This window comes from Marinibacterium sp. SX1 (assembly GCF_050389775.1).
Lineage (GTDB): Bacteria > Pseudomonadota > Alphaproteobacteria > Rhodobacterales > Rhodobacteraceae > Marinibacterium.
This window is the reverse complement of sequence record NZ_CP177144.1, coordinates 34,293-51,386: the sequence shown is the minus strand read 5'-3', so window position 1 is coordinate 51,386 and position 17,094 is coordinate 34,293. Positions and strand designations below refer to the sequence as shown.

The 17,094-nt window shown below is 69.8% G+C and carries 12 protein-coding genes; 7 read left to right on the top strand and 5 right to left on the bottom strand.

Annotated elements, in window-relative coordinates; translation table 11 throughout:
• Nucleotides 1-109: 109 nt before the first annotated feature.
• On the bottom strand, nt 110-295 hold the full coding sequence (locus ACK3BB_RS00230; protein ID WP_428926723.1) for a DUF1674 domain-containing protein: 186 nt from the start codon (nt 293-295) through the stop codon (nt 110-112).
• 69 nt (nt 296-364) lie between these two features.
• Between ACK3BB_RS00230 and ACK3BB_RS00225 the strand changes: the two genes are divergently transcribed.
• The 7 genes from ACK3BB_RS00225 (at nt 365) to ACK3BB_RS00195 (ending at nt 9,365) form a co-directional block, all read left to right on the top strand.
• Entirely contained in the window at nt 365-1,633 is a 1,269-nt protein-coding gene (locus tag ACK3BB_RS00225; protein ID WP_428926722.1) for an RsmB/NOP family class I SAM-dependent RNA methyltransferase, read from the top strand.
• 251 nt (nt 1,634-1,884) lie between these two features.
• Nucleotides 1,885-3,627 (top strand): heparinase II/III family protein, encoded by a 1,743-nt coding sequence (locus ACK3BB_RS00220; RefSeq protein WP_428926721.1) that lies wholly within the window; start codon nt 1,885-1,887, stop codon nt 3,625-3,627.
• 20 nt (nt 3,628-3,647) lie between these two features.
• Nucleotides 3,648-5,234: a bifunctional phosphoribosylaminoimidazolecarboxamide formyltransferase/IMP cyclohydrolase gene (gene purH / locus ACK3BB_RS00215; protein ID WP_428926720.1), complete on the top strand. Its 1,587-nt coding sequence runs from the start codon at nt 3,648-3,650 to the stop codon at nt 5,232-5,234.
• 25 nt (nt 5,235-5,259) lie between these two features.
• On the top strand, nt 5,260-5,862 hold the full coding sequence (lspA, locus tag ACK3BB_RS00210) for a signal peptidase II (protein WP_428926719.1): 603 nt from the start codon (nt 5,260-5,262) through the stop codon (nt 5,860-5,862).
• A 47-nt stretch (nt 5,863-5,909) separates the two neighbouring features.
• Entirely contained in the window at nt 5,910-6,455 is a 546-nt protein-coding gene (locus tag ACK3BB_RS00205; protein ID WP_428926718.1) for a DUF3035 domain-containing protein, read from the top strand.
• A gap of 208 nt (nt 6,456-6,663) precedes the next feature.
• Entirely contained in the window at nt 6,664-8,046 is a 1,383-nt protein-coding gene (locus tag ACK3BB_RS00200; protein WP_428928787.1) for a M16 family metallopeptidase, read from the top strand.
• On the top strand, nt 8,043-9,365 hold the full coding sequence (locus ACK3BB_RS00195) for a M16 family metallopeptidase (RefSeq protein WP_428926717.1): 1,323 nt from the start codon (nt 8,043-8,045) through the stop codon (nt 9,363-9,365). Before ACK3BB_RS00200 ends, ACK3BB_RS00195 begins: the two co-directional genes overlap by 4 nt.
• 220 nt (nt 9,366-9,585) lie before the next feature.
• Here the strand turns inward: ACK3BB_RS00195 and ACK3BB_RS00190 are convergent, their stop codons facing one another.
• The 4 genes from ACK3BB_RS00190 to ACK3BB_RS00175 form a co-directional block, all read right to left on the bottom strand.
• A complete protein-coding gene (locus tag ACK3BB_RS00190) occupies nt 9,586-11,916 on the bottom strand; it encodes an aldehyde dehydrogenase family protein (RefSeq protein ID WP_428926716.1) in 2,331 nt (776 codons plus the stop codon).
• Nucleotides 11,913-12,281: a hypothetical protein gene (locus ACK3BB_RS00185; protein ID WP_428926715.1), complete on the bottom strand. Its 369-nt coding sequence runs from the start codon at nt 12,279-12,281 to the stop codon at nt 11,913-11,915. Before ACK3BB_RS00185 ends, ACK3BB_RS00190 begins: the two co-directional genes overlap by 4 nt.
• Nucleotides 12,268-13,263 carry a deoxyribose-phosphate aldolase gene (gene deoC / locus ACK3BB_RS00180; RefSeq protein WP_428926714.1) on the bottom strand — a complete coding sequence of 332 codons (996 nt, stop codon included), beginning with the start codon at nt 13,261-13,263 and terminating at the stop codon, nt 12,268-12,270. The genes ACK3BB_RS00185 and deoC overlap by 14 nt, the downstream gene beginning before the upstream one ends.
• 209 nt (nt 13,264-13,472) lie before the next feature.
• On the bottom strand, nt 13,473-17,051 hold the full coding sequence (locus tag ACK3BB_RS00175) for a hydantoinase B/oxoprolinase family protein (protein ID WP_428926713.1): 3,579 nt from the start codon (nt 17,049-17,051) through the stop codon (nt 13,473-13,475).
• Nucleotides 17,052-17,094: the final 43 nt, after the last annotated feature.

The window sequence follows — 17,094 nt, the reverse complement described above, 5'->3', positions numbered from 1 at the left end:
TCACCTTGATCTGCGCCCAAGAAAATTCGCCGAATTTTCTTGGGCCGCTACGCCCGGCCCGTCGCCGGGGCCCGCCCGGCCGTCCCGGTAAAGGCCACCGGGCCGCGGGTCAGAAATCGACCGCGATGCCCTTTTTCTCCCAATCGCCATAGCGCACGGGCTCCGGCCCGTCGCGCCCGCCCAGTTCCCTGGGCATGGGTTGCGCGGCCGCGGCGGCCTTGCGGCGGGCCTCGGCCTCGGCCAGGGCGCGCTGTGCGGCGGGTGGCAGGTCGGATCTGTCGGCGGGATCGCTCATCATGGGTTCCTTCGGCTACTGCCCCCTGATATACCCGCGCCCCTGATCAGGGCAAGGCAGGGGCAGGACATGGCCGTCACCGGAACCGAGTCGCGGCGCGGGGCCATCGCCCTTCTGGGCGCCGTGTTGACCGACAGGCGGATGCTGTCCGACAGCCTCGGCCTGCTGGAGCGCAGCCCGCCGGCCGACCGCGCCCGGGCGCAGCGCCTGGCCACCGAGACACTGCGGGCGCTCGACCGGGCCGACCGCATCCTCGGCCGTTTCATCGACCGCCGCCCGCCGGTCTACGTGCTCAACATCCTGCGCCTGGGCACCGTCGAATTGTGCACCGGCGGGGCGGCCCATGGGGTGGTGTCCGACCTGGTGGCCATCACCGGGGCGCATCGCCGACACGGCAAGCTGAAGGGCCTGGTCAATGCCGTGCTGCGCAAGGTTGCGGCCGAAGGCCCGGCGGCCTGGGCCGCCCTGCGCCCGCCGCGCCTGCCCAAGGCCTTTCGCAGCCGGCTGGTCGCGGCCTGGGGCGCCCCGGCCGTGGCGGCGATGGAAGAGGTGCATGCCACCCGCCCGCCGCTGGACCTGACCCCGCGCGGCGACGCGGCCGCGCTGGCGCAGGAGCTGGGCGGAGTGCTGCTGGACACCGGTTCGGTCCGGCTGGACGATCCGGGCCAGGTGTCGGGCCTGGCGGGCTATGACGCCGGGCAATGGTGGGTGCAGGACGCCGCCGCCGCCCTGCCGGCCCGTGTCCTGGCCGCCCGGCCGGGCGAGGCCGTGCTGGACATGTGCGCGGCGCCCGGGGGCAAGACCCTGCAGATGGCCGCCGGCGGGGCCGAGGTCACCGCGCTGGATCTTTCCGAGGCCCGGCTCGACCGGCTGCGCGAGAACCTGGCCCGCACCGGTCTTGCCGCGCGGCTGGTCACCGGCGATGCCCGGGCGCACCAGGGCCGGTACGATGCCATCCTGCTGGACGCGCCCTGTTCGGCCACGGGCACGATCCGCCGCCATCCCGACCTGCCGCATATCAAGGCCGCCGGCGAGCTGGACGCGCTTGTCCCGCTGCAGGCTGAGATGCTGGACCATGCCTGGACCCTGCTGGCCCCCGGCGGGCGGCTGGTCTTTTGCACCTGTTCCCTGCTGCCGGCCGAGGGCGAGACCCAGGTTGCCGCCGCCCTGCAGCGGCTCGACGGCGCCGCGATCGACCGGGCGGCGCTGGATCTGCCGGGCGTGTCTGCCGAATGGTGCACCGCCGAGGGCGGGTTGCGGCTGCGGCCCGATTACCTGGCCGAACGTGGCGGGATGGACGGGTTCTACATGGCCTGCCTGCGCAAGCCGGAGGGTTGACCGGCGGCGGCGCGTCACTGCGCCGCATCGGGGCGACATGCGGGCCGTGACCGGGTCGCAGGGGCGACCGGTCCCTTATCCTGACCATGCCGGGCGCGCATGGGGCGGCATCCTGGCGGCCAAGGGAGGCGTCGCAGGGCTGCAAAGGGGATCAATGGGGCGGAATCGGCCGCAATAGGCGGTGACTTGCTGCGACGCAGAGGGTAGAGTGGCGAAAAAGCGCTGCAAAGAGCGTCAGAAGGCAAGAGCAGATGGCCAATCGTGATCCCCTTGATCGGTGGCGCACGCGGGTGCTCAATCGGCACGCGGCGCGGCGCAGTGCGCGTCAGCGTGCCGCGACGGGGTTCGTGTCGCAGCCGGAACCCAAGACCGTCGGATCCTTCGCCAGGGGCCGCCAGCTTCTGGCGGGCAACATCATCCTGGCCGGTCACTTCGTCGAGGCTCCGGGCGCCGACCTGTGGGAGATCGACGCGCCCGATCCGGCCTTCGACGCCGCGCGCCACGGGTTCGGCTGGCTCGATGACCTGGCCGCGGTGGGCGATGTCACCGCCCGGGCGCGGGCGCAGGACTGGCTGTGGGGCTGGATCGAACGCTATGGCCAGGGCCAGGGCCCGGGCTGGACGCCCGACCTGACCGGCCGGCGGCTGATCCGCTGGATCAGCCATGCCATCTTCCTGCTGCGCAGTCGCGATGCGGCCCAGGGCGCGGCGTTCTACCGGCTGCTGTCGGCACAGACCTGGTTCCTGTCGCGGCGCTGGTCCGCTGCCGCCCCGGGCCTGCCCCGGTTCGAGGCGCTGACCGGGCTGGTTTATGCCGGGTTCTCGCTGGAAGGCCGCGAGGCCATGGCCGATCCGGCGATCACCGCGCTGGCTCGCGAATGCAACCTGCAGATCGACGGCCAGGGCGGGCTGCCCACGCGCAACCCCGAGGAACTGCTTGAGGTCTTCACCCTGCTGACCTGGGCCGCCGGCGCGCTGAGCGATGCCGGGCGGACCGTGCCCGATGCCCATCTCGATGCCATCGAGCGCATCGCCCCGACCCTGCGCACCCTGCGCCATTCCGATGGCGGGCTGGCCCGGTTCCACGGTGGCGGGCGCGGGGCCGAGGGCCGGCTGGACATGGCCCTGGCCAGCGCGGCCGTGCGCCGGCGCCATGCCGACGGGCTGGCCATGGGCTATGCCCGGCTGTCGTCGCGGCGCACCTCGGTGCTGATCGACGCCGCCGTGCCCCCGGCCGGGCCGGCGTCCTTCAATGCCCATGCCTCGACCCTGGCCTTTGAACTGACCTCGGGTCGGCGGCCGGTGATCGTCAATTGCGGGGCCGGGGTGGCCTTTGGCCCGGACTGGCGCCGGGCCGGCCGGGCCACGCCGTCGCATTCGGTGCTCTGTCTCGACGGCTATTCCAGCGCCCGGTTGACCCCGCCGGCCCGGCGCACGGCCCGCGAGGCGCTGATCGACGGGCCGGTGACCGTGCCGGTCGAGGTCTCGGAACAGGCCGACGGGTTGCGGTTCGAAGGCGGCCATGACGGCTATGTGGCCAGCCACGGGCTGACCCATGCCCGCACGCTGGACCTGTCGACCGATGGCCGCGGGCTTTCGGGCGAGGACATGCTGCTGGCCCTTGAAGACGGCGAGAAACGCCGGTTCGACAAGGCCATGGACGCCGTGCGCCTGGCCGGCATCGGCTATGACCTGCGCTTTCACCTGCACCCGGATGTCGATGCGGCCATCGACATGGGCGGGGCGGCCGTGTCGATGGCCCTGAAGAGCGGCGAGATCTGGATCTTTCGCCATGACGGCAAGAACACGCTGAAGCTGGAGCCCTCGGTCTACCTGGAAACCGGACGGCTGAAACCCCGTGCGACGAAACAGATTGTACTCTCGGGCCGAGCCATGGGATATGCCACGCGAATCCGCTGGTCGCTGGCCAAGGCCCAGGACACCGCCGTTGCGGTCCGGGACCTGGCCATGGACGACCTGTTCGCTGCCGACTGATCCCCGAAGGGAGTTATCCGATGAACGATCTCGCCCCCGTGCGCCGCGCGCTGCTTTCCGTTTCCGACAAGACCGGCCTGGTCGAGCTGGGCCAGGCCCTGGCCGCCCGCGGTGTCGAGCTGCTGTCGACGGGCGGCACGGCAAGGACCCTGCGCGAGGCCGGGCTGACCGTGAAGGACGTGGCCGAGGTCACCGGCTTCCCCGAGATGATGGATGGCCGGGTCAAGACCCTGCACCCGGCGGTGCATGGCGGGCTGCTGGCCCTGCGCGACAATGACGCGCATGTGACGGCGATGAGCGATCACGGCATCGCGCCGATCGACCTGCTGGTCGTCAACCTCTACCCGTTCGAGGCCACTGTCGCCGCCAGCGCCGATTACGAGACCTGTGTCGAGAACATCGACATCGGCGGCCCGGCGATGATCCGCGCGGCGGCCAAGAACCATGCCTTTGTCAATGTCGTCGTCGACACCGAGGATTACGCCGCCCTGCTGGCCGAGCTGGACGCGATGGACGGCCAGACGAGCTATGCCTTCCGCCAGCGGCTGGCCCAGACGGCCTATGCCCGGACCGGGGCCTATGACGCGGCCGTGTCGACCTGGATGGCCGAGGCGCTGGACCAGCCCGCGCCGCGCCGCAAGGTCGTGGCCGGCACCCTGGCCCAGACCCTGCGCTACGGCGAGAACCCGCACCAGACGGCGGCCTTCTACACCGATGGCTCGGCCCGCCCGGGCGTGGCCTCGGCCGTGCAGCACCAGGGCAAGGAACTGTCCTACAACAACATCAACGACACCGACGCGGCCTTTGAGCTGGTCTCGGAGTTTGGCGGCGATGCTCCGGCCTGCGCGATCATCAAACATGCCAACCCCTGTGGCGTGGCCACCGGCGAGACGCTGAAGGACGCCTATGTGCGGGCCTTCGATTGCGACCGCACCTCGGCCTTCGGGGGCATCATCGCGCTGAACCGGCCGCTGGACGCGGCCACGGCCGAGGAAATCGCCGGGATCTTCACCGAGGTTGTCATCGCGCCCGAGGCGGACGAGGCGGCCCGGGCGGTCTTTGCGCGCAAGCCCAACCTGCGGCTGCTGACGACCGGCGGGCTGGCCGACCCCAAGGCCGCGGGCCGGATGATCAAGCAGGTGGCCGGGGGCTTCCTGCTGCAGGATCGCGACAGCGGCCAGATCGGGGCCGAGAACCTGAAGGTCGTGACCAAGCGCCAGCCGTCGGAGCAGGAGATCGCCGACATGCTGTTTGCCTGGAAGGTCGGCAAGCACGTCAAGTCGAACGCCATCGTCTACGTCAAGGACGGCGCGACGGTGGGCATCGGCGCGGGCCAGATGAGCCGGGTCGACAGTGCGCGCATCGCCGCGCGCAAGTCCGAGGACATGGCCGAGGCCATGGGCCTGGCCGCGCCGCTGACCCAGGGCTCGGTCGTGGCATCGGATGCGTTCTTTCCCTTCCCCGACGGGCTGCTGACGGCGGCCGGTGCCGGGGCCACGGCGGTGATCCAGCCGGGCGGGTCGATGCGTGACGACGAGGTCATCGCGGCGGCCGACGAGGCCGGGCTGGCCATGGTCTTCACCGGCATCCGCCATTTCCGGCACTGACCGGGGCCGGGGCATGAGCAGGGGCATGGCTCGTCCGACCTTGCGGTCCGCCTCGCGGTGGGCCCTGCCGCTGGCGGCGGGGCTGGCCTTTGCCGGCGACCAGCTGAGCAAGTGGATCGTGGTGCATCGCATGCGGCTGGACGTGGCCGGCCAGATCGAGGTGCTGCCGCCGCTGGTGACATTCCGCTACGGCGAGAACCGGGGCATCAATTTCGGCCTGCTCAACGGCCATTCCGAATGGATGCCCTGGATCCTGATCGGCATGTCGGTGGTCATTTCGGTGGCCGTGACCTTCTGGGTCCTGCGCCGCCACGCCCAGTCGCTGATCATGCAGATCGCCGCCGGCCTGCTGGTCGGCGGGGCCCTGGGCAACGTGCTGGACCGGCTGCTTTACGGCTACGTGCTGGACTTTCTCAACATGTCCTGTTGCGGCATCGACAATCCCTATGTCTTCAACATTGCCGATGTCTTCATCTTTGCCGGGGCCATCGGCCTGGCGCTTTACGAGCCGCATGCCCCGGGCGGGGGCAAGGGCGGCAAGGCATCGGCCAGGGCAGGTGGCAGGACCGGGACCGGTGCCAAAACGGGCGCCAAGAGCCCCGGCCGACAGGGCAAAAAGGGCGCGTGACCTCGTCTTCGCGATGGGCTAGACAGGCGCAAGCACGGGAGTACCGGATGAATCCGCAGCGCATTCTTCAGATCATCGGACGTGTCGGCACGGGGCTTGGCCTCGGGCTGCTGGTGGCCGCCTGTTCCGGCAATGACGGCCTGCGCCAGCTGAACACGCCGCGCACCGGGCCGGATGAATTCCGCGTCCTGCCCAGCAAGCCGCTGCAGGAACCCGACAGCTATACCTTCCTGCCGGTGCCCACGCCCGGCGGCGGCAACCGCACCGATCCCAGCCCCGACAGCGATGCCGTCGTGGCCCTGGGCGGCAGCGCCGCGGCGCTGGACGCCTCGCAGGGCGTGCCAAGCCGCGACGGGGCCATCGTGACCTATTCCAGCCGCTACGGCGTGACGGCCAACATCCGCCAGGTCCTGGCCGAAGCCGATGCCGCGTTCCGCAAGCGCAAGGGCCGGTTCACCAATATCCGCATCGTGCCGGTCGACCGCTACAACCAGGCCTACGAGGAATTCGCCCTGGATCCCTTTGCCGAGGCCGAACGCTTCCGCCGCGCCGGAATCCCGACGCCGTCCTCGCCGCCGCGCAGCCCGCAGTGAGCCCCGGCCGGGGCTTTCCGGCCGGTTAACCAAGCTCACATTCCCGACAGGGACAGGCGCGGCCGCTTGAAGCGGCCCGACAAAGGCGTAACTCTGTTTTCGTTCCGCGAAACAAGGAGCCCTGATGAGCCGTTTCCTGTCCCTGATCCCTGCCGGCCTGACCGGGCGGCCCAGCCGGGGGATCACCCGGAAGACCACCCCGGACAACATGCCGAAAATCGTGCCTGCCCTGGCCCTGGCGATCGCCCTCGCACCCGGCGCGACGATGGCCCAGGCCATCGACGACCAGGTCACCACCTTCACGCTCGACAACGGCATGGATGTCGTGGTCATCGAGGATCACCGTGCGCCGGTCGTCCAGCAGATGGTCTGGTACCGCGCCGGATCAGCCGACGAGACCCCGGGCGTGTCGGGCGTGGCGCATTTCCTCGAACACCTGCTGTTCAAGGCCACCGACACGCTGGAGGCCGGTGAGCTTTCGGCGACGGTGGCGGCCAACGGGGGCAGCGACAATGCCTTCACCAGCTACGATTACACGGCCTATTACCAGCAGGTCGCGGCCGACCGGCTGGGGCTGATGATGGAAATGGAATCGGACCGGATGAAGAACATCCGCCTGACCGAGACCGACATTGCCACCGAACGCGACGTGATCCTCGAAGAGCGCAACATGCGCATCGAGAATTCGCCCGGTGCCCTGTTTTCCGAGGACATGGCCGCGGCGCAATATCTCAACCATCGCTACGGCGTGCCGGTGATCGGCTGGAAACACGAGATGGAGCAGCTCGACCTCGAGGCCGTCATGGCCTTTTACGAGCTCTATTATTCGCCCAACAACGCGATCCTCGTGGTGACCGGCGATGTCGATCCCGACGACGTGCGTGCCTTGGCCGAGGATACCTATGGCCGGATCCCGGCCAATCCGGCCCTGACCCCGCGCGCCCGCCCGCAGGAGCCGCCGCAACGGGCGGCCCGCCGGCTGGTCTATGAAGATCCGCGGGTGGCCCAGCCGACGCTGCGCCGGTCCTACCTGGCGCCCGAGCGCAACCCGGGCGACCAGCGCACGGCCGCCGCGCTGGAGCTGCTGTCCGAAGTGCTGGGCGGCGGGACGACGTCGTTCCTGAACGAACGGCTGCAATTCGAGGAAAAGAGCGTGGTCTATGCCGGCAGCTATTATGCGGGCACGGCGCTGGATGCGACGACCTTCAACCTGATCGTCGTGCCGGTGCCGGGCGTCGGACTGCAAGAGGCCGAGGCCTCGCTGGACGCCGCGCTGGCCGATTTCATGGCCGATGGGGTCGATCCCGAGCAGCTGGACCGGATCAAGGCCCAGCTGCGGGCGGCGCAGGTCTATGAACGCGATTCGGTGGACAGCGTGGGCAACCGCTATGGCCGAGCGCTGACCTCGGGGCTGACGGTCGAGGATGTGCAGGCCTGGCCGGCGTTGTTGCAGGAGATCACGCCCGAAGAGGTCATGGCGGCGGCCGAGATGGTGTTCCGGCCCGAAACCTCGGTGACCGGCTGGCTGGTCCGCCCGGGCGAAGGCGAACCGGCCGGGCAGGAGCCCGTTGAAGAAGAGGTGACCCAATGATCCGTTTCACGCTGGCCCTGGTGATGGGCCTTGCCACCTCGGTGACGGCGCTGGCCGCGTGGGCCGAAGTGGCCATCGAAGAGGTGACCAGCCCGTCGGGCATCACGGCCTGGCTGGTCGAGGATCACACGATTCCCTTCACGGCGCTGGAAATCCGCTTTCGCGGGGGCACGTCGCTGGATGCGCCGGACAGCCGCGGGGCGATCTACCTGATGACCGGGCTGCTGGAAGAAGGCGCGGGCGAGATGGATGCCCGCGAATTCGCCCGGGCCCGCGAGGCGCTGGCCGCGTCCTACCAGTTTGATTCCAACGATGACGACGTGTCGATCTCGGCCCGGTTCCTGAGCGAGAACCGCCCCGAGGCGGTTGAGCTGCTGCGTGCGGCGATCACCGCGCCGCGCTTCGACGAGGATGCGGTGGAACGGGTGCGGGGGCAGGTGCTGTCCGGGCTGGCCTCGGATGCCAAGGATCCCGACGATATCGCGGGCAAGGGCTGGTCGGCGCAGATCTATGGCGATCATCCCTACGGCACGCCGGGCAAGGGCACGCTGGAGAGCGTCGAGGCGCTCAGCCGCGATGACATCGTGGCGGCCCATGAGGCGGTCTTTGCGCGCGACCGGGTCTATGTCGGGGCGGTGGGCGACATCACGCCGCAAGAGCTGGGCGCGATCGTCGACGAGCTGCTGGCCGATCTGCCCGAGACGGGCGCGCCGATGCCCGGGCCGGCCGAGTTGCATGTCGAGGGCGGCACGACGGTGATCCCGTTCCAGACGCCGCAATCGGTGGCGCTGTTCGGTCAGCCGGGGATCGAGCGCGACGATCCCGATTTCTTTGCGGCGATGATCGCGATGCACATCCTGGGCGGGTCGGGGGAAAGCCGGCTGATGCAGGAGGTGCGGGTCAAGCGCGGGCTGACCTACGGGGTCTATTCCTACCTGGCGCCCAAGGACCTGGCGGCGGTGATGGTCGGGCGGGTGGCCTCGGCCAACGACCGGATCGGCGCGGCGATCGGGGTGATCGGCGACGAATGGGCGCGGATGGCCGAAGAGGGCGTGACCCAGGAGGAGCTGGATGCGGCCAAGACCTATCTGACCGGGGCCTATCCGCTGCGGTTCAAGGGCAATGCGCGGATCGCGGGCATCCTGGTGGGCATGCAGATGCAAGGCCTGCCCATCGACTACATCGCCACGCGCAACGACAAGGTCGATGCGGTGACGCTGGAGGATGTGAACCGTGTCGCGGCCGAGCTGTTCCGGCCCGAGGATCTGCAGTTCACCGTGGTCGGCGCCCCCGAAGGGCTGGACGCGGACACCAATTGAGGGGTGTGCCCGGGGCAGGCGCGCGGAGCGCGCCTGCCCGGGCACCGGGCGCCGCCGGAGGCGGCGCAACCGCGCCTGAAGGCGCGGCGGCCTGCGGCCGGAGGTACTTTCACCAAGAAGAAGACAGGGCCGGGGCGCTGATCCGGTGAAGGGCGCGCCCGGTAGCCTGGCGTGGGACGGTGCATGGGGTCCCGGGCGGGGGCGCGGGATGTTCGTGCCGCTACTCGCCCCAGGGGATCCAGATCGACTGGGTTTCGGTGGCTTCCGCGAGGAAGGTCGGCGCATCGGCACGCAGCCAGTCGCGGCCGCGGCCATGGTTGACCCAGCTGCGCTTGAGGTTGCCGGCGGACGCGCGTTCGATGGCCTCCGAGACCGGCGCGGCCGAGAAGCTCCAGACGGCATCGACATCGAGATGGCTGGCCAGCACCGGGGCGAGCTCGGCATGGCTGCCGGTCAGGATGTTGACCACCCCGCCCGGCACGTCGGACGTGTCCAGCACCTGGTAGAAATCCGTGGCCGCCAGGGGCGCCTGTTCGGCGGCCACCAGCACGACCCGGTTGCCCATGGCCAGGGCCGGGGCCATGGCCGAGACAAGGCCCAGCAGCGGGGTTTCCTCGGGGCAGAGCGCGCCGATCACGCCGACCGGCCGGCGCATGGCCAGGGCCGTGCCGCGGATCGGCACCGAGCGGGCCGCGCCGTCGTACTTGTCGGCCCAGGCGGCATAGGTGAAGAGCCGGCCGATCGTGGCGTCGACCTCGTCGGCCCCGCCGCTGCCCCCGGACATGGCATCGAGTCGGGCGGCAAATTCACCGGCCCGGGCCGAGAGGTTCTCGGCGATGAAGTAGAGGATCTGGGCCCGCAGGTGGCCCGTCGTTCCGGCCCAGCCGGCGGCGCCCCGGGCGGCCTCGACGGCGTTGCGCACATCCTTGCGATTGGCCAGCGACATGTGGCCCAGGGCGGCGCCATCGGCCCCGGTGACGGGCCGGGAATAGCCGCCGTCGGGCCGAGCCTGCTTGCCCCCGACATAGAGTTTCGCCGTGCGGTCGATCGGCAGGACCGGATCGCCCGGGCCTTCGACGGACGCAATGGGCGCAAGGGCCGGCGCGGTGGCGGCCGGGCGGGTATAGGCCATCAGCCCTTCGGGCCCGCCTTCGCGGCCGAAGCCGCTTTCGCGCAGCCCGCCGAAGGGCGCGGCCGCATCAAAGAGGTTGGTGGCATTGATCCAGACCACCCCGGCCTGCAGGCGGGGGGCGATGTCGAAGGCCAGGTTGACGTTTTCCGTCCAGACCGACGCAGCCAGCCCGTAGCGCGTGTTGTTGGCCAGGGCCACGGCCTCGGCCGGGGTGCGGAAGGTGGTCGACACCAGCACCGGGCCGAAGATCTCGTCCTGCATCAGCGGGTCGGCGGGTTCCAGCCCGGTGATCAGGGCCGGCCGGCAGAAACTGCCCGTCTCGGGCAGCTGGCCGGCTTCGAAGATCTCGCCCGCGCTGGCCGCGACCATCTGGCGGACCCGGGCGACCTGGGCCGGGTCGACCATGGCGCCGATGTCGATCGACTTGTCCAGCGGGTTGCCGATGCGCAGCCCGGCCATGCGGGTCTTGAGCCGGGCGATGACGTCCTCGGCGATGCCTTCCTGCACCAGCAGCCGCGAGCCGGCACAGCAGACCTGGCCCTGGTTGAACCAGATCGCGTCGACCAGCCCTTCGATGGCGCTGTCGATATCGGCATCGTCGAAAATGATGTAGGGCGACTTGCCGCCCAATTCGAGCGTCAGGGCCTTGCCCGTCCCGGCGGTGGCCTCGCGGATGCGCCGGCCGACCTCGGTCGAGCCGGTAAAGGCGATCTTGTCGACATCGGCGGCCACGATCATCTCGCCCACCGCACCGTCGCCGGTGACGATGTTGACCACGCCCCGGGGCACGCCGGCCTGGGCGCAGATGTCGGCGAACAACAGGGCCGTCAGCGAGGTCCATTCGGCGGGTTTCAGCACCACCGTGTTGCCCATGGCCAGGGCCGGGGCGATTTTCCAGGCCAGCATGAGCAGGGGGAAGTTCCAGGGCACGATCTGGCCGCAGACGCCCAGGGGCACGCGGCCGGGCATGGTGTCGTCCATCAGCTCGGCCTGGCCGGCATGGTAGTAGAAATGCCGCTGGGCCAGGGGGATGTCGATGTCGCGGGATTCGCGGACGGGCTTGCCGTTGTCCAGCGTTTCCAGCACGGCAAAGAGCCGGGCGTGTTTCTGCAGCAGGCGGGCCAGGGCATAGAGCACCCGGGCCCGGCCATGACCGCCAAGCGCCTGCCAGCCGGGCTGGGCCGCCCGGGCAGCGGCCACGGCGGCGGCCACGTCCTCCGGGCCGGCCTGGGTGATCTCGGCCAGGACCTCGCCAGTTGCCGGATTGCAGGTGTCAAAGGTCTCGCCCGGGGCGGTGAAGGCCCCGTCGATGAACAGGCCAAAGCGCCCGCCCTGGTCGACGATCCAGGCCAGCGCATCGGCGGCGCTTTCGGGGGCAGGGCCGTATTCCATGGTGTCGAAGATGTCCTTGATGCTCATTTGACCGCCTCGCATTCGGTCTGCAGAATTTGCGGCTGCAGGGGATCGTGGATCAGGCGCTGCACGCGGATCCGGGGCCCGAAGGCCGGGCCGTTGTCGGTTGCGACCGGGGTGCCATGCACGATGTAGAGCCCGGTGTCGTCGGGATAGATCCGCAGGTCGAGCTGGCCGCGGGCCATGCGGATGGTGTCATCGCGCCCGTTGCTGGTCAGAATGGCCATGCTTTTCATGATGTTGATCGCGTCCAGCGCGGGGGCCACACCGCCGGGCTGCCAGGGCCCGCAGGCATAGTCGCGCCCGGCCAAGGCGCCGGTGGCGAGCGTGGTCAGGGCCAGGGCGGCCATCATCGCGTCACGCCAGCGCATGGCGCCACCCGGCCGAATAGGCGCCGGTCACGTGATGTTCGAGCTGGCGCTCGATATCGCCCAGCAGCGACGAGGCGCCAAAGCGGAAGAGGTCGTTGTGCAGCCAGCGATCGCCCAGTTCTTCCTTCATCAGGGCCTGGTAGACCAGGGCGTCCTTGGCCTTTGAAATCCCGCCGGCGGGCTTGTAGCCGACCATGTGGCCGGTGCGGGCGTGATAGGCCCGGATCGCGCGCAGCATGACCAGCGAAACGGGCAGGGTGGCATTGACGCCTTCCTTGCCGGTCGAGGTCTTGATGAAATCGGCCCCGGCCATCATGCAGACTAGCGAGGCCCGGGCGACATTGCGCAGCGTGCCCAGCTCGCCGGTGGCCAGGATCGCCTTGACATGGGCCTCGCCACAGGCCTCGCGGAAGAGGCGCATCTCGTCGTAGAGCGCCTGCCAGTTGCCGGTCAGCACGTGGCGGCGGGAAATGACGATGTCGATCTCGGCGGCCCCGGCAGCGACGCTTTCGACGATTTCCTCGATCCGCAGGCGAAAGGGCGACAGGCCGGCGGGAAAGCCGGTGCTGACCGCGGCCACCGGGATGCCTGTCTCGTCCAGCGCGGCGACGGCCGGAGCGATCATGTCGTGGTAGACACAGACGGCGCCGACGGTGATCGGGGGCATGCCCATCGCGGCAAGCAGGTCGGCCCGCACCGGCTGGCGGGCCTTGGCGCAGAGCCGGCGCACCCGCCCGGCGGTGTCGTCGCCGGCCAGGGTGGTCAGGTCGATGCAGGTGATCGCGCGCAGCAGCCAGGCGGCCTGGTGGTCTTTCTTGACCGATCGCCGCCCTGGCAGGGTGGCCGCCCGGCGTTCGATGGCCGAGGTATTGGCCTGCACCGCCCGGACCCAGTCGAGATCGAGCTCCATCCCCGGGTTGCGCGCCACGTGGGCGGCCTGGGTTACCTGCGGCAATTGCGCCGCGGCCGGTTGGGTCGTCATGGGCTTGGCCTTTCCATCGGGCGTGTCGCGCCGGACGGTCGCATGGGGCCGGGCGCGTGGCAAGGGTGGCGACGCAACGGAGGGGACGGCGCCCCTGGCCGGCGAACGGCCGGATATTTAAGAAGAGAAAGAAGCAGCAAGCGCGCCCTGCTGCTTCTTTCTCTTTCCAAATATCCTGTTGGTCCGGTGCAGCCGGCGCGACGGTGGTGTCAGGCCGCGCCCCAGCCGCCGCCCCCGGGCGTGACCATGCCAAAGACACCGCCGGCGGGCAGGTCGATCTCGTCGTTGCCGGCCAGGGGGCGGCGGCTGCCGTCGGGCAGTTCGGCCCAGTTCCGCCCGACCTGGCCCGGCGCGCCGCCGTCGCCGCCGAAGGGCGGGACCTGTCGGTGGGAACACAGGGTGGTGACGGTGACCGGGGCGAGGAAGCGCAGCCGGCGCAGGGCGCCGTTGCCGCCGGGCCAGTGGCCTGCGCCGCCGGTATCCGGGGCGATGCGGAATTCCTCGAGCCGGACCGGGAAGCGGCGTTCCAGGATCTCGGGATCGGTCATGCGCGTGTTGGTCATGTGGCTCTGCACCGCGTCGCAGCCGGCAAAGCCCGGCCCGGCGCCGGTGCCGCCGGCGATGGTTTCATAATTCTGGAACGTGTCGTTGCCCCAGATGAAATTGTTCATCGTGGCCTGGCTGCAGGCGATCACCCCCAGCGCCCCGTAGAGCGCGTTGCAGGCGGCCTGGCTGACCTCGGTATTGCCCGCGATCACCGCCGCCGGATAGTCGGGATTGAGGAAGGTGCCCCTGGGCGCCACGATCTTCAGGGGTTTCAGGCAGCCTTCGTTCAGCGGGATCGACTGGCCGACCAGCGTGCGGAAGACATAAAGCACCACTGCCCGGCAGACCGCGAAGGGCGCGTTGTAATTGCCCGCATGCTGGGGCGAGGTGCCGGTGAAATCGATCACCGCCTCGCGGGCGGCATGATCGACCGTGACCGCAACTTCGATGGTCTGGCCGATGTCCATGGCATAGCTGAACCGGCCCGACGGCAGGTTGCTGAGCACGCGGCGCACGCTTTCCTCGGCATTGTCCTGGACATGGCCCATGTAGGCGCGCACGGTGTCCAGCCCGTATTGCCCGACCACGTCCAGCAAGGCCTGGCGGCCGGTCTCGTTGGCGGCCACCTGGGCCTGGAGATCGGCCAGGTTGTGGGCCGGGTTGCGCGCGGGGTAGCGCCCCGAGGCCAGGGTGGCGAGGGCCGTTTCGGACTGGAACGTGCCGCGGGACACCAGCCGGACATTGTCGATCAGCACGCCTTCTTCGTCGATATGGGCGCTGTCGGGCGGGGCCGAACCGGGGGTACGCCCGCCGATATCGGCATGGTGGCCGCGCGAGCCCAGCCAGAACACCGGCCGGCCGCCGGCAAAGACCGGGGTGACCACGGTGACATCGGGCAGGTGGGTGCCGCCGTTGTAGGGCGAGTTGAGCATGAAGGCATCGCCGTCGTGGATGTCGCCGGCATTCTCGCGCATCACCGTGCGGATGCTGTCGGACATCGAGCCCAGGTGAACGGGCACATGCGGGGCATTGGCCACCAGGTCGCCGTGTTCGTCGAAGATCGCGCAGGAGAAATCCAGCCGTTCCTTGATGTTGACCGACCAGGACGTATTGGCCAGCGTCGCGCCCATCTGGTCGGCCACGGACATGAAGAGGTTGCCCATGACCTCGAGCAGCACCGGATCGGCCCGGGTGCCGGCGGCCAGGTCGCGGGGTTTCGCCTCGGTCCGGTCCAGGATCAGGTTGCCCATGTCGTCCAGCCGGGCCGTCCAGCCGGGTTCGACGATATTGGTGCCCGTGGGTTCGGTGATGATCGCGGGCCCCGGAATGCGGGCCTGCGGGGTCAGCCCCTGCCGGTCGAACAGCGGCGCCTCGGTCCAGCCGTCAGGGGTGTGCATCGGCACATGGGCGCGGGGGGTGTCGGCGTCTCCGAACGGCGTCGTCAGGGGGGCTTCGCCGGTTTCGCCCACGGCCTCGACGCTGATCATCTCGAACAGGATGTCGCGGCCGGGCGAGTGAAAGCCGAACCGCTGGCGATGCGCCCATTCAAAGCCGGCCTGCATGTCTTCGAGCGAGCCGAAGGGCACCGCGAGCGCCTGATGCGAGCCGTCGTAACGCAGGTGCGCGCGCGTCAGAAGGGTGATCTCGGTCAGGCCCTGCGATGCGACCTCGGCCTGGGCATCATCGGCGATGGCATCCCGGGCGGCGGTCGCGCCGGCGATGTCGGACAGGGGGGCGTCGTACTGGACCTCGCGCAGGGCGCGGATATCGGCCAGACCCATCCCGTAGGCCGACAGAACACCGGCATGGGGATGGATGAAAACCTTTGTCATTCCAAGGGCATCGGCCACCAGGCAGGCATGTTGCCCACCGGCGCCGCCGAAACATTGCAGCGTGTAGCCGGTCACGTCATGGCCGCGCTGCACGCTGATCTTCTTGATCGCGTTGGCCATGTTGTCCACGGCGATGCGCAGGAAGCCTTCGGCCATTTCCTCGGGGCTGCGGGGCGGTTCGCCGGTCTCGGCCGCGACCTGATCGGCCAGGGCCGCGAACCCGGCGCGGACGGCGTCCGCGTCCAGCGGCTGGTCGCCGTCGGGCCCGAAGACCGCCGGGAAATGGTCGGGGTTGAGCTTGCCCAGCATGACGTTGCAATCGGTGACCGTCAGCGGCCCGCCGCGGCGATAGCAGGCCGGGCCGGGATCGGCGCCGGCGCTTTCGGGACCGACCTGGAACCGGCCTTCGGCAAAGCGGCAGATCGAGCCGCCGCCGGCGGCCACGGTGTGGATGTCCATCATCGGCGCCCGCATGCGCACGCCGGCCACCTCGGTTTCGAACGACCGTTCATAGGCCCCGGCGTAATGGCTGACATCGGTCGAGGTTCCGCCCATGTCGAAGCCGATCAGCCGGTCGTGGCCCATCGCCCCGGCCGTGCGCACCATGCCCACGATGCCTCCCGCCGGGCCGGACAGGATGGCATCCTTGCCCTGGAACAGCATGGCATCGGTCAGCCCGCCCGAGGATTGCATGAAGAGCAGCCGCTCGCAGGCCCGGCCCAGGTCAAGCGCCCCGGCGACCTGGTCGACATAGCGGCGCAGGATCGGCGAGAGATAGGCATCGACCACCGTGGTATCGCCCCGGCCGACCAGCTTGGCCAGTTTCGACACTTCGTGGCTGGCCGAAACCTGGGGAAAGCCGATCTCGCGGGCGATGGCGGCCACGCGGGCCTCGTGGTCGGGGTTGAGATAGCCATGCAGCCCGGCAATGGCGACCGAGCGGATGCCATCGTCATGGGCCTGTTGCAGGGCGGCCCGGGCGGCGGCCTCGTCCAGGGGCACGACCACGCCGCCGTCGGCATCCAGCCGTTCGTCCATCTCGACCACGCGGTCATAGAGCAGATCGGGCCGGCGGATATCCAGGGCAAAGAGATCGGGCCGGGTCTGGTAGCCGATGCGCAGCAGGTCGCCAAAGCCCCGGGTGATCATCAACAGGACCCGGGCGCCCTTGCGTTCCAGCAGGGCATTGGTGGCCACGGTCGTGCCCATCTTGACCGCGCCGATGGCCCCATCGGGAAAGGCGCCGTCGATGTCCATCAGCTCGCGGATGCCCTGGACGGCGGCATCGCGATAGCGTTCCGGGTTCTCGGACAAGAGCTTGTGGGTCTGCAGGGTGCCGTCCGGGCGGCGCGCGACGATGTCGGTAAAGGTTCCGCCCCGGTCGATCCAGAATTCCCAGTTTCCGCTCATGCCCGGCCCCCTTGCTGATGATGTGACAGGACAGACCAAGGGG

Coding starts and splice junctions, on each gene's coding strand:
- ACK3BB_RS00230 (WP_428926723.1), bottom strand. CDS start 295: ATGAGCGATCCCGCCGACAGATCCGACCTGCCACCCGCCGCACAGCGC.
- ACK3BB_RS00225 (WP_428926722.1), top strand. CDS start 365: ATGGCCGTCACCGGAACCGAGTCGCGGCGCGGGGCCATCGCCCTTCTG.
- ACK3BB_RS00220 (WP_428926721.1), top strand. CDS start 1,885: ATGGCCAATCGTGATCCCCTTGATCGGTGGCGCACGCGGGTGCTCAAT.
- purH (WP_428926720.1), top strand. CDS start 3,648: ATGAACGATCTCGCCCCCGTGCGCCGCGCGCTGCTTTCCGTTTCCGAC.
- lspA (WP_428926719.1), top strand. CDS start 5,260: ATGGCTCGTCCGACCTTGCGGTCCGCCTCGCGGTGGGCCCTGCCGCTG.
- ACK3BB_RS00205 (WP_428926718.1), top strand. CDS start 5,910: ATGAATCCGCAGCGCATTCTTCAGATCATCGGACGTGTCGGCACGGGG.
- ACK3BB_RS00200 (WP_428928787.1), top strand. CDS start 6,664: ATGCCGAAAATCGTGCCTGCCCTGGCCCTGGCGATCGCCCTCGCACCC.
- ACK3BB_RS00195 (WP_428926717.1), top strand. CDS start 8,043: ATGATCCGTTTCACGCTGGCCCTGGTGATGGGCCTTGCCACCTCGGTG.
- ACK3BB_RS00190 (WP_428926716.1), bottom strand. CDS start 11,916: ATGAGCATCAAGGACATCTTCGACACCATGGAATACGGCCCTGCCCCC.
- ACK3BB_RS00185 (WP_428926715.1), bottom strand. CDS start 12,281: ATGCGCTGGCGTGACGCGATGATGGCCGCCCTGGCCCTGACCACGCTC.
- deoC (WP_428926714.1), bottom strand. CDS start 13,263: ATGACGACCCAACCGGCCGCGGCGCAATTGCCGCAGGTAACCCAGGCC.
- ACK3BB_RS00175 (WP_428926713.1), bottom strand. CDS start 17,051: ATGAGCGGAAACTGGGAATTCTGGATCGACCGGGGCGGAACCTTTACC.